Genomic DNA, 16256 nt, shown 5'->3' on the forward strand with positions numbered 1-16256 from the left:
AAACCAGCCGCCAAGCCAGCGGCCAAACCTGCTGCTGCCAAGCCAGCAACACCTGCTGCCGCCCCGGCTGCAGCCACCGCTCCAACTGCACCGGCCAGCAGCACGCCTGCCCCGGTAGCGCCAAGCACCACCCCAACCAGCGCCTCCTAAGTGCTGGTGGCCGCGACGCGCAGCTGTTGCAGCGCGTCGTGGTCAAGGTTGGCGGTGTCCTCAGCCGCCAGTCCTTCCAACCATCGTTGCTGACCCTGCGCATCGCCTGTCGGCCATGTTTGTGCCAACGCTTCCAGGCGCTCCAGCAACTGCCGTTCGGCGTCCAGCTCCAGGGTCTTGACCCGCTCGCGTAAGCCCGCCAAATCCTGATCCTGCAGCGCCATGGCGCGCCATTGCATGCGCACCTGTCGTAACGGTTTGATTACGTGTGTCTGCCAAGACCCGGCGATCTGTTTCAGCGCCTGCATGCGCTCGGCGGTCGCTATCACCGCACGCTGCTCGAGCCACGCACCACACAGCAACAGGCACACGTCCGCACCTTGCTCCTGCAAACGCAGGCAAGCGGCCTCGCATCCTGAGCGGGCGTAAGTCGAGAGGGCAAAGCTCCACAGGTCAGCGCACATATTCACACCCAAGCCAGCGGCCAACGAAGCTGGTAGACTCCGCCGCCATTATGATCCGACTTCAAAGCCTAACATTACAGCGTGGCCCGCAACGTCTTCTCGAAGACGCCGAGCTGACCCTGCACGCCGGTCACAAAGCCGGCCTGATCGGTGCCAACGGCGCCGGCAAATCCACGTTGTTCGCTCTGTTGCTGGGTGAGCTGACCCCGGATTCCGGGGACTGCCTGCTGCCGGCCGACTGGCGCATCGCCCATATGCGCCAGGAGATCGACACCCTCGACCGTATTGCAATCGACTACGTGCTCGATGGCGATCTGCGCCTGCGCCAGGTGCAACACGACCTGGCCGAGGCCGAGAAAGCCCAGGACGGCGCCGCACAGGCGCGCCTGCACTCGGAACTCGACAGCGCCGACGGCTACACGGCTGACGCCCGGGCGCGCAAAATGCTCGCCGGCCTTGGCTTTACCAACGAGCAGATGGACCGCCCCGTCGCCGACTTCTCCGGCGGCTGGCGCATGCGCCTGAACCTGGCGCAGGCGTTGATGTGCCCGTCTGACCTGCTGCTGCTCGACGAACCGACCAACCACTTGGACCTCGATGCGATCCTGTGGCTGGAAGACTTCCTCAAGAATTATCAGGGCACCTTGCTGTTGATCTCCCATGACCGGGATTTCCTCGACGCCGTGGTCGACAACATCGCCCACGTCGAGCAGAAAAAGATCACCCTCTATCGTGGCGGCTACACTGCGTTCGAACGCGCCCGCGCCGAACGCCTGGCCCAGCAGCAACAGGCGTACGAGAAGCAGCAGGCGCAACGTGCGCACATGGAAAGCTACATTGCCCGCTTCAAGGCCCAGGCCACCAAGGCCCGGCAGGCCCAGAGCCGGATCAAGGCCCTGGAGCGCATGGAAGAGCTGTCGGCGGCCCACGTCGACTCACCGTTCGACTTCGTGTTCCGTGAGTCGGTGAAGATCTCCAGCCCGTTGCTGGATCTTTCCGATGCGCGTCTGGGCTACGGCGACAAGACCATCCTGGAAAAAGTGAAGCTGCAGCTTACGCCGGGTGCGCGTATCGGTTTGCTCGGCCCCAACGGCGCGGGCAAGTCGACGCTGATCAAGAACCTGTCAGGCGAGCTGTCGCCACTGGCTGGGCGTCTGACCCGTGGCGAGAACACTGTGGTGGGTTATTTCGCCCAGCATCAGTTGGACTCGCTGGACTCCAAGGCCAGCCCGCTGCTGCACTTGCAGCGCCTGGCGCCAACCGAGCGCGAACAGACCCTGCGCGACTTCCTCGGTGGTTTCGATTTCCGTGGTGCGCGTATCGACGAGCCGGTGCTGAATTTCTCCGGCGGCGAAAAAGCCCGTCTGGCCCTGGCGTTGATCGCCTGGGACCGTCCGAACCTGCTGCTGCTCGACGAACCGACCAACCACCTCGACCTGGAAATGCGCCTGGCGCTGACCATGGCCTTGCAGGAGTTCAGCGGTGCAGTACTGGTGGTGTCTCACGATCGCCACCTGCTCAAGAGCACCACCGACAACTTCCTGCTGGTGGCGGACGGTAAAGTCGAAGAGTTCGACGGCGACCTGGATGACTATGCGCGCTGGCTGACGGATTACCGCCTGCGCAACGCGCCGATCAGCAACACCCCGGTAAACCCGGACAAGACCGACAAGAAAGCCCAGCGCCAGGCCGCCGCCGCGCTGCGTCAACAGCTGGCGCCGCACAAGCGTGAAGCCGACAAGCTGGAAGCCGAGCTGGGCAAGGTGCATGAGCGCCTGGCCAGGATCGAAACCAGCCTGGGCGACAGTGCCGTCTACGAGGCGGCCCGCAAGGACGAACTGCGCGACCTGCTGGCTGAACAGGCCAAGCTCAAAGTACGCGAAGGGCAATTGGAGGAAACCTGGATGGAGGCCCTCGAATTGCTGGAAACCCTGCAAGCGGAGCTGGAGGCGCTGTCCTGATGGAGGCGTTGCAACTGCCGATACCGACGCAGTGGGTCGAACCCGTATGGGTCGGCGTGCAAATCCTGCTGATCCTGCTGGCCGGCTACCTCGCCCAGCGTTTTGTCGCCAAGGGCCTGACTCGCCTGGGTGAGCGCTATCCGTTCCCGCCGCAATTGCTGATGCCACTGCGCGGTGGCTTGCGCTGGCTGATCATGGGCAGTGCGCTGATCTTTGTGCTGGGTCGCCTGGGCGTGTCCGCCACGGTGTTGTGGACGGCACTCTCCGGGTTTGTCGCGGTTGCCGCCGTGGCGTTCTTCGCCATGTGGTCGGTGTTGTCCAACCTGCTGTGCGCCATTCTGATTTTCACCGTCGGGCCCTTTCGCCTGGGTGACATCGTCGAACTGGTGGATACCGTCGACAAACCGGGCGTGAAGGGTCGGGTCGTGGCGATCAACCTGCTCTATACCACGTTGGTCGAAGTGGCAGAGGCCGGTACCGACAGTGCGATGGTGCAGGTGCCCAACAGCCTGTTCTTCCAGCGCTCGGTGCGCCGTTGGCCAGGTACCCATGTCTTTCCGGGCGACCGCTAGTATTCACATCCTGTAAAAATCTATAGCCATCCTTTGGTCGGCGGAGTTAGCTTAAGGCACAACAGCAAACTCCCTCCTGAGGTGTGTAATGGCACTCGATACGTGGCTGGCCTTTTTCCTGGCCAGTTGGATCATCTCCCTTTCCCCTGGCGCTGGCGCCATCGCCTCGATGTCCAGCGGCCTGCAATACGGCTTCCTGCGTGGTTACTGGAATGCCATCGGCCTGCAACTGGGCCTGGCGATGCAGATTGCCGTGGTCGCGTGCGGCCTGGGTGCCATTCTGGCGACATCCTCCACCGCTTTCTATGCGATCAAATGGTTTGGCGTGGCGTACCTGGTGTACCTGGCCATCAAGCAATGGCGCGCCCTGCCCATGGACATGACCGATGACGCGGCCGTGCGCCCGATCGGTAAACCGATGGCGATGATGTTCCGTGGCTTCCTGGTCAACGCCAGCAACCCCAAGGCCCTGGTGTTCATGCTGGCGGTCCTGCCGCAATTCGTGAACCCACAGGCGCCGCTACTGATCCAGTACCTGATCCTGGGTGCGACGATGATCTGCGTCGATATGGTGGTGATGGCGGGGTATACGGGCTTGGCGTCGAAGGTGTTGCGCCTGTTGCGCACGCCTAAGCAGCAGAAACGGATGAATCGTACGTTTGCGGGGTTGTTTGTGGGGGCTGCGGGTTTCCTGGCCAGCTTGCATCGTGCCACGGCCTGACTGACGAAACGGGATTGAAAATGGGGGAGGGGCGAGCCCCCCTTCCACATGGGTGTCGATACCCACCCTCCAACTGTTCTGACAACTACTCTTGCCTCAACCCACGACAAATCACTTGTGCCTTGAGTCAAACGCTTTAACGTTTGACAATGTGTTACTTCGTATTTCCATTTGAGATTCATTCATGACTGCCCCTTTTCGCTTTCTCGCCTGGCTGGTTTTGCCGGCGTTGATGTCGTGCAGCTTCAATCTGTTGGCCGCGACGGCCGAGGGTGCCCCACAAGCCCTGCATTTGCTGGATTACATTGGCGCTGACTACCCAGCGACGGTGGAGGCGGGCAAGGTCATTGATGAGTCCGAATACCGTGAACAGCTGGAGTTTCTCGGGGTGTTGCAGGGCCTGGTGGCAGAGCTGCCGCAGCGCCCGGAACGTGCGGCGTTGGTCAAAGGCGTCGACGAACTGTCAGCGGCTGTAACCGCCCATCAGGACGGTACGACAGTCGCCCGCCAAGCGCGTCAGTTAGGTGCCCAACTAGCCGTGGCCTACGAAGTCAGCCAGGCCCCGGCGATCACCCCTGATCCAACACGAGGCGCGCCGCTCTATGCCCAGCATTGCTCGGTGTGCCACGGCACCGCAGGTGCAGGTGACGGCCCGGCCAGCGTGGGCATGACGCCATCACCGGCCAATCTGCGTGACGCTGTGCGCTTGGATCGCCTGAGCCTCTACGCGATCTACAACACCCTGGGCCTGGGTGTTGAAGGCACCGACATGCCGTCTTTCGCCGATCAACTGGACGACCGCCAGCGCTGGGACCTGGCTACCTACATCGCCGGCTTTACTGCCGACCCGGCGGCTGCAAAAAGCGAGCAACCGTTCAACCTCGCCGACTTGGCCCGCCAGACCCCCAATGAAGTTCTGGCGGCCAACGGCCCAGCCGCCGCCGCTACGTTCCGCGCCCAGCGTGCGCAGCCGCCGCAGGTCAAGCGTGGCCCGGCGCAGTTGCTCGACTACACCGCGGCCACCCTGGACAAGAGTCTGGTGGCGTTCCAGAAGGGCGATCATGAGCAGGCCTACGACCTGTCTGTGGCTGCGTACCTGGAAGGTTTCGAACTGGTAGAAAGCTCGCTGGATAACGTCGACGCCAACGTGCGCAAGGACACCGAAAAGGCGTTGATGGCCTACCGGCAGTCGTTGCAGGACGGTTTGCCGGTTGAACAGGTGCAACAACGCCTGGACGTGGCCAAGGGCAAACTTACCGAATCCGCCGGTCTGCTTGGCGGTGATGGCTTGAGTTGGTCGCTGAGCTACATCTCCGGTTTGCTGATCCTGTTGCGTGAAGGTCTGGAAGCGATTCTGGTGCTGGCGGCGATCCTTGCGTTCCTGCGCAATACCGGCCAGCAATCGGCGGTGCGCAGCGTTAACGTCGGCTGGGGCCTGGCGCTGCTGGCGGGCCTGGCAACCTGGGCATTGGCCGCGTATGTGATCGATGTGAGCGGTGCCCAACGCGAGTTGCTTGAAGGCTGCACGGCGCTGTTTGCCAGTGTGATGGTGCTGTGGCTCGGCGTGTGGATGCACGACCGCCGCCACGCCGCCGCCTGGCAGGACTACATCAAGAGCAGCCTGGTAGGCGGCGGCGGGCGCTTCGGTTTTGCGGTGCTGGCGTTCTTCTCGGTGTACCGCGAGCTGTTCGAAGTGATCCTGTTCTACGAAACCCTGTGGCTGCAAGCCGGGCCGGCGGGGCATAACGCGGTGCTGGCGGGTGGCGCCACGGCGCTGGTGCTGTTGGTGGGCCTGGCGTGGGTGATCCTGCGGGGTTCGGCGAAGCTGCCGCTGGCGTTGTTCTTCGGCATCAACGCGGCGTTGCTGTGTGCGCTGTCGGTGGTGTTTGCCGGCCATGGGGTGAAGGCGCTGCAGGAGGCCGGCATCTTCGGCACCCGGCCGGTGGCGTTCTTTGATTTCGATTGGCTGGGCATCCACGCCGATGCGTACTCGTTGAGTGCACAGGCGGTGGCGATCCTGGCGATTGTGGTGCTGTACGGTCGCAGCCGTCTGGCCGAAAAGCGCCGGGTGGTTGCCTGAGCATGCGGGTGTGGATCGATGCCGACGCCTGCCCTCGGGCAGCCAAGGACCAGGTGGTGAAGTTCGCCCTCAAGCGCCAGTTCGAGGTGGTGCTGGTGGCCGGTCAGAGCCAGATCAAGCCGAGCTTCTCGTGTGTGAAGCTGATTGTGGTGCCCAGCGGCCCGGATGCGGCGGATGACTACCTGGTGGAGCACGCGGAGCCCGGGGAGCTGGTGATCTGCAGCGATGTGCCGCTGGCTGACCGCCTGGTAAAGAAGGGCGTTACGGCGCTTGATCCACGCGGCAAGGAGTTCAGCCCCGCCAACATGAGTGAACGGTTGGCGGTGCGCAATCTGTTCACTGATCTGCGTGAGCAAGGCCAGATGGGGGGCGGGCCACCGCCCCACGGGGAGAAGGAAAAGCAGGCGTTTGCCAATGCGCTGGACCGCATTCTTACACGCTTGATGCGCCAACCCTGATCCGTGGCGAGCGGGCTTGCCCCGCGTTGGGCGGCGAAGCCGCCCCAATTCAAGCGATGCGGTGATTCCGTTAGACCATGGCTGCAGGTTTTAGGGCTGCTGCGCAGCCCAACGCGGGGCAAGCCCGCTCGCCACAACAAGCTGAGTCACCTACAAGCCTGCTCACCATAGGTGGGGCTATCAGTCGTTCTCGTGGGTCAGTTCCAGCACCCGATCCACCAGCTTGTTGATCCCTGAAGCGACCTCGCTGATGTTCTTGCCGAGCATATAGGCCGGGGTGCTCACCAGCTTGCGTGCCTTGTCTTCGACGATATCTTCCACCCCGCACTCCTGGTGGGTAGCGCCCATCTTGTCCAGTGCGGCGGCGGTGTCGGCGCAGTTGCCGATGGTGCAGGTCACGCCGGGGCCGTAGATTTTCGCCGCCAGGGCCGGGGAGATGCAGATCAGGCCCACGGGCTTGCCCGCTTCGGCAAAAGCTTCGGCCAGTTCCAGCACCTGCGGGTTGACGCTGCAGCCGGCACCCTCCACGGCAAAGTTCGAGAGGTTTTTCGCCGCGCCAAACCCACCGGGCACGATCAGCGCGTCGAAATCGCCGGCGTTGGCTTCGCGGATATCTTTCACGTCACCCCGGGCGATCCGCGCCGACTCCACCAGCACATTGCGCGACTCGGGCATCTCTTCGCCGGTGAGGTGGTTGATCACATGCAGTTGCGCAATATCCGGGGCAAAGCATTGGACCTGAGCGCCACGCTGGTCCAGGCGCAGCAAGGTGATCACGCTTTCGTGGATCTCTGCGCCGTCGTACACGCCGCAGCCGGAAAGGATCACTGCAATCTTTTTGCTCATGGGCATTTCTCCTGGGGTCTTGGCGTTAAATGTCTACTAATTTGTCATCTGTTGCCAATGGGATCTCACGCCGCTGCACCTAATCTTGATGTAACAAAAATAGACCGGACCAGACCATGGACTTCGTGCCTTACGCGGTACCGTTTTTCATTGCCTTGATCGTCGTGGAGTTGCTTGCCGACCGTTGGCGCGGCGAGCGTAACTACCGGGTGGCGGATGCCATCAACAGCCTCAGCACCGGGGTGCTGTCCACCACCACGGGGCTGCTGACCAAGGGCGTGGGGATTTTGACCTACGCGTTCGCCCTCAAGCATCTTGCCGTTATCGATCTGCCGGCCCAAAGCGTCTGGACCTGGGTGTTCGCCTTCGTGTTCTACGACTTCTGCTACTACTGGCTTCATCGCATGGGGCACGAACGCAACATCCTGTGGGCCGCACACTCGGTGCATCACCAGAGTGAGGACTACAACCTCAGCACCGCACTGCGCCAGACCAGTACCGGCTTCCTGCTGAGCTGGATTTTCTACCTGCCCTTGGCCGTACTCGGCGTGCCATTGGTGGTGTTTATCAGCGTGGCATCGCTTAATTTGCTCTATCAATTCTGGGTGCACACCCGGCACGTGCCGAAGCTCGGCTGGTACGAGTGGTTTTTCGTCACGCCATCCAATCATCGGGCTCACCATGCACAGAACGCTCTCTACATGGATCGTAACTATGGCGGTGTGTTCATTATTTGGGACCGGCTGTTCGGTACCTTCCAGGAGGAAGACGACAACGAACCGGTGATTTTCGGCGTAACCACGCCGTTGGCCAGTTGGAATCCGCTATGGGCCAACCTGCAGTTCTATGCCCAGTTGTGGAGTGATGCGCGGCGCACCGAGCGTTGGTGGGACAAGCTGCGCATCTGGTTCATGCGCACCGGCTGGCGCCCGGCGGACGTGAAGGCCAAGTACCCGATGGCCAGGCACGACCTGAGCCAGTTCCGTAAATTCGACGTGCCACTGGACGTGCGTCAACAGGTGTACATCGCACTGCAATTTGCGGCCTATGTTGGCTTTGGCAGCTATCTGATGAATTTCGGCGAAGGTTTGCCCACGGCGGCACTGATCCTCGGTTGGAGTGCCATGGCGCTGGGGCTGTTTACCTTGGGGGTGGCGCTGGAGAACCGGCCTTGGACGTTGAAGGCCGAGCTTTCGCGGCTGGTGCTGAACGTACCGCTGGTGTGGCTGGCACCGTTGGTCGGGTTATGGCCGGCCAGCAACCTGGGCTGGCTGGGCCTGCTGAGCTACAGCTTGCTCAGTGTGATTGGCCTCTACTGCTGCAGAAGCCGGTTTACTCGACTGGTGTCTTAGGCGGCTCGACCGGGTCCGGCTCTGCTGCGAGCCGGGCCTTGGCGTCGGCGCAGGCCTCGCGGGCGATGCGTGCATTCTTGATGCGACGGCGCAGCCACAGGCCGAAGCCCAGTATCAGCAAGGCACCCAATACCCACAGCTCGTATTTCTTGATGCTGCCCAGCATGCCTTCCAGTACGGCGCCGAAGTGATAGGCCGCAGCGCCCAAGGCCAAAGCCCAGATCGCAGCGCCAATGCCGTTGAGGATCAGATAGCGCAACGGTGGATAGCCGGAGAGGCCGATCGCCACTGGCATGACGGTGCGCAACCCGTACACGAAGCGAAAGCTCAGTACCCAGATATCCGGGTGCTTGCGGATATGCTCCAGTGCCTTGTCACCCATCAATTGCCAGCGTGGCTTGCGCGCCAACAGCTTGCGGCCGTGTCTGCGACCCATGTAATACCAAAGCTGGTCGCCGGCGTAGCTGCCGAAAAAGGCAACGACCACCACCAGGTTGATATCCATGTATCCACGGAACGCCAGGAAGCCTGCGAGAACCAGAATGGTCTCGCCTTCAAAGAAAGTGCCCAGGAAGAGCGCAAAGTAGCCGAAGTCATGCAGGAATTGTTGAAGCATGGTCTGGGGTGCTGGCGAAATGAACGCGCAGCCTACGCCTTCATGAAGATTCATGAAAGTATCGAGATGTGTCACGAAGTGAACAATTCCTACGGAAATGCCGAATGCGACTACAGGTCGCATCCTTAAGCACAACTGTCATACCTTCGTCATAATGGCCGCTTATAACTGCATCGCTCGCCCGTAAACCCGGGCTCAGGAGTCTGTCGTGAGCTTTACCCCTGCCAATCGCCTGTTCCCCGCCACCCGTCTGCGTCGCAATCGTCGTGATGATTTTTCTCGCCGTCTGGTGCGTGAAAACGTGCTGACGATCGATGATCTGATCCTGCCGGTGTTTGTGCTGGACGGGGAAAAACGTCGGGAAGCGGTGGCTTCGATGCCGGGCGTGGAGCGCTTGACCATTGATCTGCTGCTTGAAGAAGCCGCTGGTTGGGTCGAGTTGGGGATTCCGGCCTTGGCACTGTTCCCGGTCACGCCGTCTGAACTCAAGTCGCTGGATGCTGCCGAAGCCTGGAACCCGGACGGGATCGCCCAGCGCGCCACCCGTGCCCTGCGCGAGCGTTTTCCGCAGCTTGGGGTGATCACCGACGTGGCGTTGGACCCGTTCACCACCCACGGACAGGATGGCATTCTTGACGAAGACGGCTATGTTCAAAACGACATCACCGTCGATGCGCTGGTCAAGCAAGCCTTGTCCCATGCGGCAGCCGGCGCCCAGGTGGTTGCCCCGTCGGACATGATGGACGGCCGCATCCAGGCGATTCGTGAAGCCCTGGAGCTGGCCGGCCACGTCAACGTGCGGATCATGGCCTACTCGGCCAAGTACGCCAGCGCCTATTACGGCCCGTTCCGCGATGCGGTGGGCTCGGCGCTGAACCTGGGCAAGGCCAACAAGGCCTCGTACCAGATGGACCCGGCCAACAGCCATGAAGCCCTGCACGAAGTGGCGGCCGACCTGGCCGAAGGTGCTGACATGGTGATGGTCAAGCCGGGGATGCCGTACCTGGACATCCTTTACCGGGTCAAAGACCAATTCAAAGTGCCGACCTTTGTCTATCAGGTCAGTGGCGAATACGCCATGCACATGGCTGCAATACAGAATGGATGGCTGAGCGAAGGGGTGATCCTTGAATCCCTGACAGCCTTTAAACGCGCCGGGGCTGATGGCATCCTGACCTACTTCGCCGCCCGCGCCGCCCAATTGCTTAGAGAGCAACAATAGCCCTCACAGGAACACTCGATGAATACCGAAGGACTCACAGAAGTTGCCGTAAAAGACGCTCACCCGGTGGTTGAACAAGTCACCGAGACCCCGCCGGAGCATGAGCCCGCCGCGCCCGTCGTGGTGGCCGAACCGCCCGTGCCGGCCCCGGTAGCGGCGGTGACCAACCTGGATGACAGCAGCCTGTACATCCACCGCGAGCTGTCACAACTGCAATTCAACATCCGTGTGCTGGAACAGGCGCTGGATGAGTCCTACCCGCTGCTGGAGCGGCTCAAGTTCCTGCTGATCTTCTCCAGCAACCTGGATGAGTTCTTCGAAATCCGCGTGGCCGGCCTCAAGAAGCAGATCACCTTCGCCCGTGAACAGGCCGGCGCCGACGGTCTGCAGCCGCACCAGGCCCTGGCGCGCATCAGCGAGCTGGTGCACGGCCATGTGGACCGCCAGTACGCGATCCTCAACGACATCCTGCTGCCGGAGCTGGAAAAGCATCAGGTCCGTTTCATCCGTCGCCGTCACTGGACCACCAAGATCAAGACCTGGGTGCGTCGCTACTTCCGCGACGAGATCGCGCCGATCATCACCCCGATTGGCCTGGACCCGACTCACCCGTTCCCGTTGCTGGTGAACAAGAGCCTCAACTTCATCGTGGAGCTGGAAGGTATCGACGCCTTCGGTCGCGACTCGGGCCTTGCAATCATCCCGGCGCCCCGTTTGCTGCCACGGATCATCAAGGTACCGGAAGAGGTGGGGGGCGCAGGCGATAACTATGTATTCCTATCCTCCATGATCCATGCGCACGCCGATGACCTGTTCCAGGGCATGAAGGTAAAAGGCTGCTACCAGTTCCGCCTGACCCGTAACGCCGACCTGGCGCTGGACTCCGAAGACGTCGAAGACCTGGCCCGTGCCCTGCGCGGCGAGCTGTTCTCGCGGCGCTACGGCGATGCGGTGCGCCTGGAAGTGGCCGACACCTGCCCGAAACATCTGTCGGACTACCTGCTCAAGCAGTTCAACCTGGGCGAGACCGAGCTGTATCAAGTCAATGGCCCGGTGAACCTGACGCGCCTGTTCAGCATCACCGGCCTGGACAGCCATCCGGAGCTGCAATACACGCCGTTCACCCCGCAGATCCCGAAACTGCTGCAAAACAGCGAGAACATCTTCAGCGTGGTGAGCAAGCAGGACATCCTGCTGCTGCACCCGTTCGAGTCCTTCACCCCGGTGGTCGACCTGTTGCGCCAGGCCGCCAAGGACCCGCATGTGTTGGCCGTACGCCAGACCCTGTACCGTTCCGGCGCCAACTCGGAAATCGTCGATGCCCTGGTCGACGCCGCGCGTAACGGCAAGGAAGTCACCGCGGTGATCGAGTTGCGTGCGCGGTTCGACGAAGAGTCCAACCTGCAACTGGCCAGCCGTCTGCAAGCAGCCGGTGCGGTGGTGATCTATGGCGTGGTCGGCTTCAAGACCCACGCCAAGATGATGCTGATCCTGCGCCGTGAAGCCGGCGAGATCGTGCGTTACGCCCACTTGGGCACCGGCAACTACCACGCCGGCAACGCCAAGCTTTACACCGACTACAGCTTGCTGACCTCCGACGACGCCTTGTGTGAAGACGTCGGCAAATTGTTCAGCCAGTTGATCGGCATGGGCAAGACCTTGCGCATGAAGAAGTTGCTGCACGCGCCGTTCACGCTCAAGAAGGGCATGCTCGACATGATTGCCCGCGAGACCCAGTTCGCCCTCGACGGCAAGCCGGCGCACATCATCGCCAAGTTCAACTCGCTGACCGATCCGAAGATCATCCGCGCGCTGTACAAGGCCAGCCAGTCCGGCGTGCGCATTGACCTGGTGGTGCGCGGCATGTGCTGCCTGCGCCCTGGCATTGTCGGGGTTTCGCACAACATTCATGTGCGCTCGATCATCGGCCGCTTCCTGGAGCACACACGGGTGTTCTACTTCCTCAACGGCGGCGAAGAGCAGATGTTCCTCTCCAGCGCCGACTGGATGGAGCGCAATCTCGATAAGCGCGTAGAGACGTGCTTCCCGGTGGAAGGCAAGAAGCTGATCATGCGGGTCAAGAAGGAACTGGAAAGCTACCTCACCGACAACACCCACAGCTGGAGCCTGCAGTCGGACGGCCGCTACGTGCGCAACACGCCGACCGGTAACCAGAACCCGCGCAGTGCGCAGGCGACGTTGCTGGAGAAGTTGGGTAGCCCGATTCTGACGGTGAACTAAAACCCTGCGGGGGTCTAAAAATGTGGGAGGGGGCTTGCCCCCGATGGCGGTGTGTCAGTCACCAAATACTTGGACTGATCCACAGCTATCGGGGGCAAGCCCCCTCCCACAATTGTTTTGCAGAGTTCTTCAGATCAGCGCAGGTTCAGGCTGAACCCCACCCGCTTCAGCCACTCCGCTTCCAGGCCAAAATCCGCCTGGGTCAGCTGGTTCTCATCCAGCCAGCCTTTCGGGAATACCACATCCAGGCTGTCGCCGTCGGCGCGCAGGGTCACCTGGGGCATTGCCTGGGTGCCACGGATGTGGTGGAACAGGATCGCAAAGCGCAGCAGCACGCACAGGCGGATCAGCTTGATGCCTTCGTCGCCGAATTCAGCAAATTTGTCCTTGGGGATGTTACGGCGATGGCCGCGCACCAGCAGGGCGAGCATTTGCTGGTCTTCACGGGAGAAGCCGGCCAGGTCCGAGTGCTCGATCAGGTAGGCGCCGTGCTTGTGGTAATGGTAGTGGGCGATGTCCAGGCCCACTTCATGCACCTTGGCGGCCCAGCCCAGCAACTCGCGCCAGACGCCGTCTTCCAGGTCCCAGTCCTCGGCCACCTGGTCGAAGGCGTGCAGGGCTTTGCGCTCCACGCGGGCGGCTTGTTCCAGGTCGACGTGGTAACGCTCCATCAACGAAGTGAGGGTGCGCTCACGCACGTCTTCGTGGTGATGGCGACCCAGCAGGTCATAAAGCACGCCTTCGCGCAGGGCTCCGTCACAGTGGTCCATGCGTTGCAGTTCAAGAGCATCGAAGATCGCTTCGAGAATCGCCAGACCGGCCGGGAAGATCGCGCGACGATCAGGCTTGATACCGTCGAAGTCGATTTTCTCGGCATCCCCCAGCTTGAACAGCTTGCGCTTGAGCCACGCCAGGCCCTCGGCGTTGACCTCGCCGGTGCCATGGCCGCCCGCTTTCAGTGCCAGGCCGATGGCGCGGATGGTGCCGGACGAGCCGATGGCTTCATCCCAGGTCAGGCGGTGCAGGGCGTGTTCGATGCTCATGATCTCCAGCCGCGCCGCGGTGTAGGCCTGGGCGTAGCGTGCCGGGGTGATCTTGCCGTCTTTGAAGTAACGCTGGGTGAAGCTGACGCAGCCCATCTGCAGGCTTTCGCGCAGCAATGGCTCGAACCTTTGCCCAATGATGAATTCGGTACTGCCGCCGCCAATGTCGGCGACCAGGCGTTTGCCTGGTGTATCGGCCAGGGTGTGGGACACGCCCAGGTAGATAAGACGGGCTTCTTCACGGCCGGAGATGACTTCTACCGGGTGCCCGAGGATCTCCTCGGCGCGGCGGATGAATTCACCACGGTTACGCGCTTCACGCAACGCGTTGGTGCCGACGATTCGAACGGCGCCCAGGGGCATGCCGTTGATCAGTTGCGCAAACCGCTTCAGGCAATCGAGCCCGCGTTGCATGGATTCTTCGTTGAGCTGGCGCTCGTCGTCGATCCCGGCAGCCAGTTGCACTTTCTCTCCGAGCCGCTCAAGGATGCGGATTTCACCGTTCTGGGCCTTGGCCACGACCATGTGAAAGCTGTTGGAGCCCAGGTCGATGGCGGCGATCAGGGACAGATTCTTGGCTTGGGATTGCGGCATGGTTTGGGGTCTCGGTCGATAACCTGACCATCGTGCCACGATCGACCGCTGGCGCCAACGCGTAGTGCGCCGGTAATTTTCCTGCGGGTGTCTGTGAGGAATTCTTGTGGGAAATGTAGGGTGGTTTTCAGGGCTATCAACGAAAGCGGTTTTAGCTTTGTAGGAGTATTTAACTTTTTATTGTCATCATGCTGTTTATGATTTTGCCTACAAGGGAGCGGTTAATAATTTATTGATTTTGCATTTGTGCCTACTCGGTATTTTGACATGGCTCACTGCTTGTCTTTACGGTTCCCACAACAACTGGCGCCCCATCTGATTCTTTAATCACGAGCCAAAACGACAGACTGTCACCCGGCAATTTCGCCGTGGTGTTATTTATTTATGGTCGGAGTTTTCGGCTGTCGTAAATGCACCTACTCATTACAGATGACAGGTTGATCATGAAAAAAATGCTTGGTGTGACAGTGGGTGCTCTTTGCTTGGCCGCAAGTATTGGGGCTCATGCTACGAATGTTGCCGAACTGATTGTACGGGGGACTATCAAGCCAGTGGCTTGCAACCTCAGCCTCGCTGGAGGCGGCATCGTCGATTATCAGACAATTCCAGCCGCAAACCTGTCCCCGACGCAGTTCAATCCTCTTGCAGCTAAAACGGTCAGCTTGAGCATCAGTTGCGGCCAGAGCCCAGCGCAGTTCCGAGTGGCGCTCACAGACCTGCAACCTGCCCAAAGCAAGGTGGTAGGTATCCTCGGTGCCGGGTTCACCGAGGCGCAGAACTACAGCCTGGGCCTTGCCAATGGCAAGCGCACTGGTGGGTACTCCGTCACGCTCAAGGACCTGAGATCGTCCACTGGGAGCCTGAGCCCCATCATGCGGAGCAGTCAGGGCGCGTCCTGGCAGATCAGTGACGGTAAAGTCGCGCAATCGCCAGCCCAGTATTCATGGCGTAGCGGTGCCACTGCGGTACCTGCATTCGTTACCACGCTTACAGGCACGCTTGAAGTGAAGGCCGTTATCAACCGCGCGAACGATTTGGACCTGGCCCGCGATGTAACGCTGGACGGTCGCACCAGTCTGTTAGTGGATTACATCTAAAAACATCATTAACGGCCGACATTTATCCAGAGATACTTACCTGTCTCTGTTAAATGTCGGTAGTTGTAATGTGTGCATTTGTTGGTGTTCGACTTCTTTTGGTTGTGGGGAAAATCGGTGAATGGTTTATCAATAACCGTTATTTCGTTGCTGCGATATATAGGTTTGTCTCTTTTTTCGTGCGGTATGGCCATGGCAGACGGAATGCAGCCCGAAACAACCGTTGTCATTCTGAATGAGGAAGAGGGCGAGGCAACGCTTAATGTTAAAAATACGGACCCTGGCCCTGCATTGCTTCATTCCGTCATACAAAACATACCCGAAGACCCCGAACACTTGTTGATCGTGACGCCCCCGATTACACGGGTCGAAGCGGGCGACACCCAACTTGTTCGCTTTATCAGTACTACAAAGCAACCCCTCAAGACCCAGCGCCTGAAACGCGTTTCCTTTGAAGGTATCCCTGAGGCACGTGCACCCGGCGGTGCGACCATTGGTATCACCCTGCGCCAGAGCCTGCCATTGATCCTGCATCCCAAAGGCTTGCCCAGGCATGACGCGCCCTGGCAGTTGCTGACATGGGAGCGTAAAGGAGATCAGTTGAGGGTCCACAACAACAGCGCTTACGTCGTCCGCCTAGGGATGGAAGTGCAGCTGCATCCGCAGGCAAGCGTGGCAACGTTGCCGAGAACCTACATCCTGCCGGGCGAAGTGCTGACGCTCGCGTCGGCAGGCTCTGTGGCGGGAGTGGTGGCGGTGGAGATTCACCCGGCCACGGTCTACGGGTTTACGGTGGACAGTTACCGCGCACCCGTTACGGCTGGTGCGGATTGACGGGC

Annotated in this window: 14 protein-coding genes; 10 read left to right on the forward strand and 4 right to left on the reverse strand. The window is 60.8% G+C overall.

Annotated features, from left to right (window positions below; all coding sequences use genetic code 11):
• Positions 1–146: 146 nt before the first annotated feature.
• Positions 147–614, reverse strand: a complete 468-nt coding sequence (locus tag BMX59_RS05615) for a TIGR02444 family protein (RefSeq protein ID WP_092241734.1) — start codon at positions 612–614, stop codon at positions 147–149.
• Positions 615–664: 50 nt separating this feature from the next.
• Here BMX59_RS05615 and BMX59_RS05620 point away from each other — a divergent pair, with 50 nt between their 5' ends.
• The 5 genes from BMX59_RS05620 to BMX59_RS05640 all read left to right on the forward strand — a co-directional run bounded on the left by BMX59_RS05620 (position 665) and on the right by BMX59_RS05640 (position 6406).
• Entirely contained in the window at positions 665–2575 is a 1911-nt protein-coding gene (locus BMX59_RS05620) for an ATP-binding cassette domain-containing protein (protein ID WP_093120463.1), read from the forward strand.
• A complete protein-coding gene (locus BMX59_RS05625; protein WP_028618427.1) occupies positions 2575–3147 on the forward strand; it encodes a mechanosensitive ion channel family protein in 573 nt (190 codons plus the stop codon). Before BMX59_RS05620 ends, BMX59_RS05625 begins: the two co-directional genes overlap by 1 nt.
• A gap of 88 nt (positions 3148–3235) precedes the next feature.
• The gene (locus BMX59_RS05630; protein ID WP_028618426.1) at positions 3236–3868 is read left to right on the forward strand and encodes a LysE family transporter; all 633 of its coding nucleotides are present in this window, start codon (positions 3236–3238) and stop codon (positions 3866–3868) included.
• 184 nt (positions 3869–4052) lie between these two features.
• The gene (locus BMX59_RS05635; RefSeq protein ID WP_093120465.1) at positions 4053–5948 is read left to right on the forward strand and encodes an FTR1 family protein; all 1896 of its coding nucleotides are present in this window, start codon (positions 4053–4055) and stop codon (positions 5946–5948) included.
• Positions 5949–5950: 2 nt separating this feature from the next.
• The gene (locus BMX59_RS05640) at positions 5951–6406 is read left to right on the forward strand and encodes a YaiI/YqxD family protein (protein ID WP_071490476.1); all 456 of its coding nucleotides are present in this window, start codon (positions 5951–5953) and stop codon (positions 6404–6406) included.
• A gap of 180 nt (positions 6407–6586) precedes the next feature.
• On the opposite strand, the gene elbB is transcribed toward BMX59_RS05640, so the two are convergent.
• A complete protein-coding gene (gene elbB / locus BMX59_RS05645) occupies positions 6587–7252 on the reverse strand; it encodes an isoprenoid biosynthesis glyoxalase ElbB (protein WP_071490475.1) in 666 nt (221 codons plus the stop codon).
• 116 nt (positions 7253–7368) lie between these two features.
• Between elbB and BMX59_RS05650 the strand changes: the two genes are divergently transcribed.
• The gene (locus BMX59_RS05650) at positions 7369–8604 is read left to right on the forward strand and encodes a sterol desaturase family protein (RefSeq protein ID WP_092241740.1); all 1236 of its coding nucleotides are present in this window, start codon (positions 7369–7371) and stop codon (positions 8602–8604) included.
• Here BMX59_RS05650 and BMX59_RS05655 read toward each other — a convergent pair.
• Positions 8585–9220 (reverse strand): DedA family protein, encoded by a 636-nt coding sequence (locus tag BMX59_RS05655; protein WP_071490485.1) that lies wholly within the window; start codon positions 9218–9220, stop codon positions 8585–8587. The two genes, BMX59_RS05650 and BMX59_RS05655, sit on opposite strands and share 20 nt — an antisense overlap.
• A gap of 208 nt (positions 9221–9428) precedes the next feature.
• Here BMX59_RS05655 and hemB point away from each other — a divergent pair, with 208 nt between their 5' ends.
• Together hemB and ppk1 are read left to right on the forward strand one after the other, a co-directional pair.
• On the forward strand, positions 9429–10442 hold the full coding sequence (gene hemB, locus BMX59_RS05660; RefSeq protein ID WP_093120468.1) for a porphobilinogen synthase: 1014 nt from the start codon (positions 9429–9431) through the stop codon (positions 10440–10442).
• Between the two features lie 18 nt (positions 10443–10460).
• Entirely contained in the window at positions 10461–12683 is a 2223-nt protein-coding gene (ppk1, locus tag BMX59_RS05665) for a polyphosphate kinase 1 (RefSeq protein ID WP_058426437.1), read from the forward strand.
• A 134-nt stretch (positions 12684–12817) separates the two neighbouring features.
• Here ppk1 and ppx read toward each other — a convergent pair whose 3' ends face one another.
• On the reverse strand, positions 12818–14320 hold the full coding sequence (gene ppx, locus BMX59_RS05670) for an exopolyphosphatase (RefSeq protein ID WP_092241744.1): 1503 nt from the start codon (positions 14318–14320) through the stop codon (positions 12818–12820).
• Between the two features lie 443 nt (positions 14321–14763).
• On the opposite strand from ppx, the gene BMX59_RS05675 reads away from it, so the two are divergent.
• Positions 14764–15417: a DUF1120 domain-containing protein gene (locus BMX59_RS05675; protein ID WP_092242381.1), complete on the forward strand. Its 654-nt coding sequence runs from the start codon at positions 14764–14766 to the stop codon at positions 15415–15417.
• 186 nt (positions 15418–15603) lie between these two features.
• The gene (locus BMX59_RS05680; RefSeq protein ID WP_093514186.1) at positions 15604–16251 is read left to right on the forward strand and encodes a fimbria/pilus chaperone family protein; all 648 of its coding nucleotides are present in this window, start codon (positions 15604–15606) and stop codon (positions 16249–16251) included.
• The last annotated feature ends 5 nt before the right edge of the window (positions 16252–16256 follow it).

Source organism: Pseudomonas sp. NFR09 (assembly GCF_900111535.1).
Lineage (GTDB): Bacteria > Pseudomonadota > Gammaproteobacteria > Pseudomonadales > Pseudomonadaceae > Aquipseudomonas > Aquipseudomonas extremorientalis.

Coding starts and splice junctions, on each gene's coding strand:
- BMX59_RS05630 (WP_028618426.1), top strand. CDS start 3,236: ATGGCACTCGATACGTGGCTGGCCTTTTTCCTGGCCAGTTGGATCATC.
- ppx (WP_092241744.1), bottom strand. CDS start 14,320: ATGCCGCAATCCCAAGCCAAGAATCTGTCCCTGATCGCCGCCATCGAC.
- BMX59_RS05620 (WP_093120463.1), top strand. CDS start 665: ATGATCCGACTTCAAAGCCTAACATTACAGCGTGGCCCGCAACGTCTT.
- ppk1 (WP_058426437.1), top strand. CDS start 10,461: ATGAATACCGAAGGACTCACAGAAGTTGCCGTAAAAGACGCTCACCCG.
- BMX59_RS05625 (WP_028618427.1), top strand. CDS start 2,575: ATGGAGGCGTTGCAACTGCCGATACCGACGCAGTGGGTCGAACCCGTA.
- BMX59_RS05675 (WP_092242381.1), top strand. CDS start 14,764: ATGAAAAAAATGCTTGGTGTGACAGTGGGTGCTCTTTGCTTGGCCGCA.
- BMX59_RS05615 (WP_092241734.1), bottom strand. CDS start 614: ATGTGCGCTGACCTGTGGAGCTTTGCCCTCTCGACTTACGCCCGCTCA.
- BMX59_RS05640 (WP_071490476.1), top strand. CDS start 5,951: ATGCGGGTGTGGATCGATGCCGACGCCTGCCCTCGGGCAGCCAAGGAC.
- BMX59_RS05635 (WP_093120465.1), top strand. CDS start 4,053: ATGACTGCCCCTTTTCGCTTTCTCGCCTGGCTGGTTTTGCCGGCGTTG.
- BMX59_RS05650 (WP_092241740.1), top strand. CDS start 7,369: ATGGACTTCGTGCCTTACGCGGTACCGTTTTTCATTGCCTTGATCGTC.
- elbB (WP_071490475.1), bottom strand. CDS start 7,252: ATGAGCAAAAAGATTGCAGTGATCCTTTCCGGCTGCGGCGTGTACGAC.
- BMX59_RS05655 (WP_071490485.1), bottom strand. CDS start 9,220: ATGCTTCAACAATTCCTGCATGACTTCGGCTACTTTGCGCTCTTCCTG.
- BMX59_RS05680 (WP_093514186.1), top strand. CDS start 15,604: ATGGCCATGGCAGACGGAATGCAGCCCGAAACAACCGTTGTCATTCTG.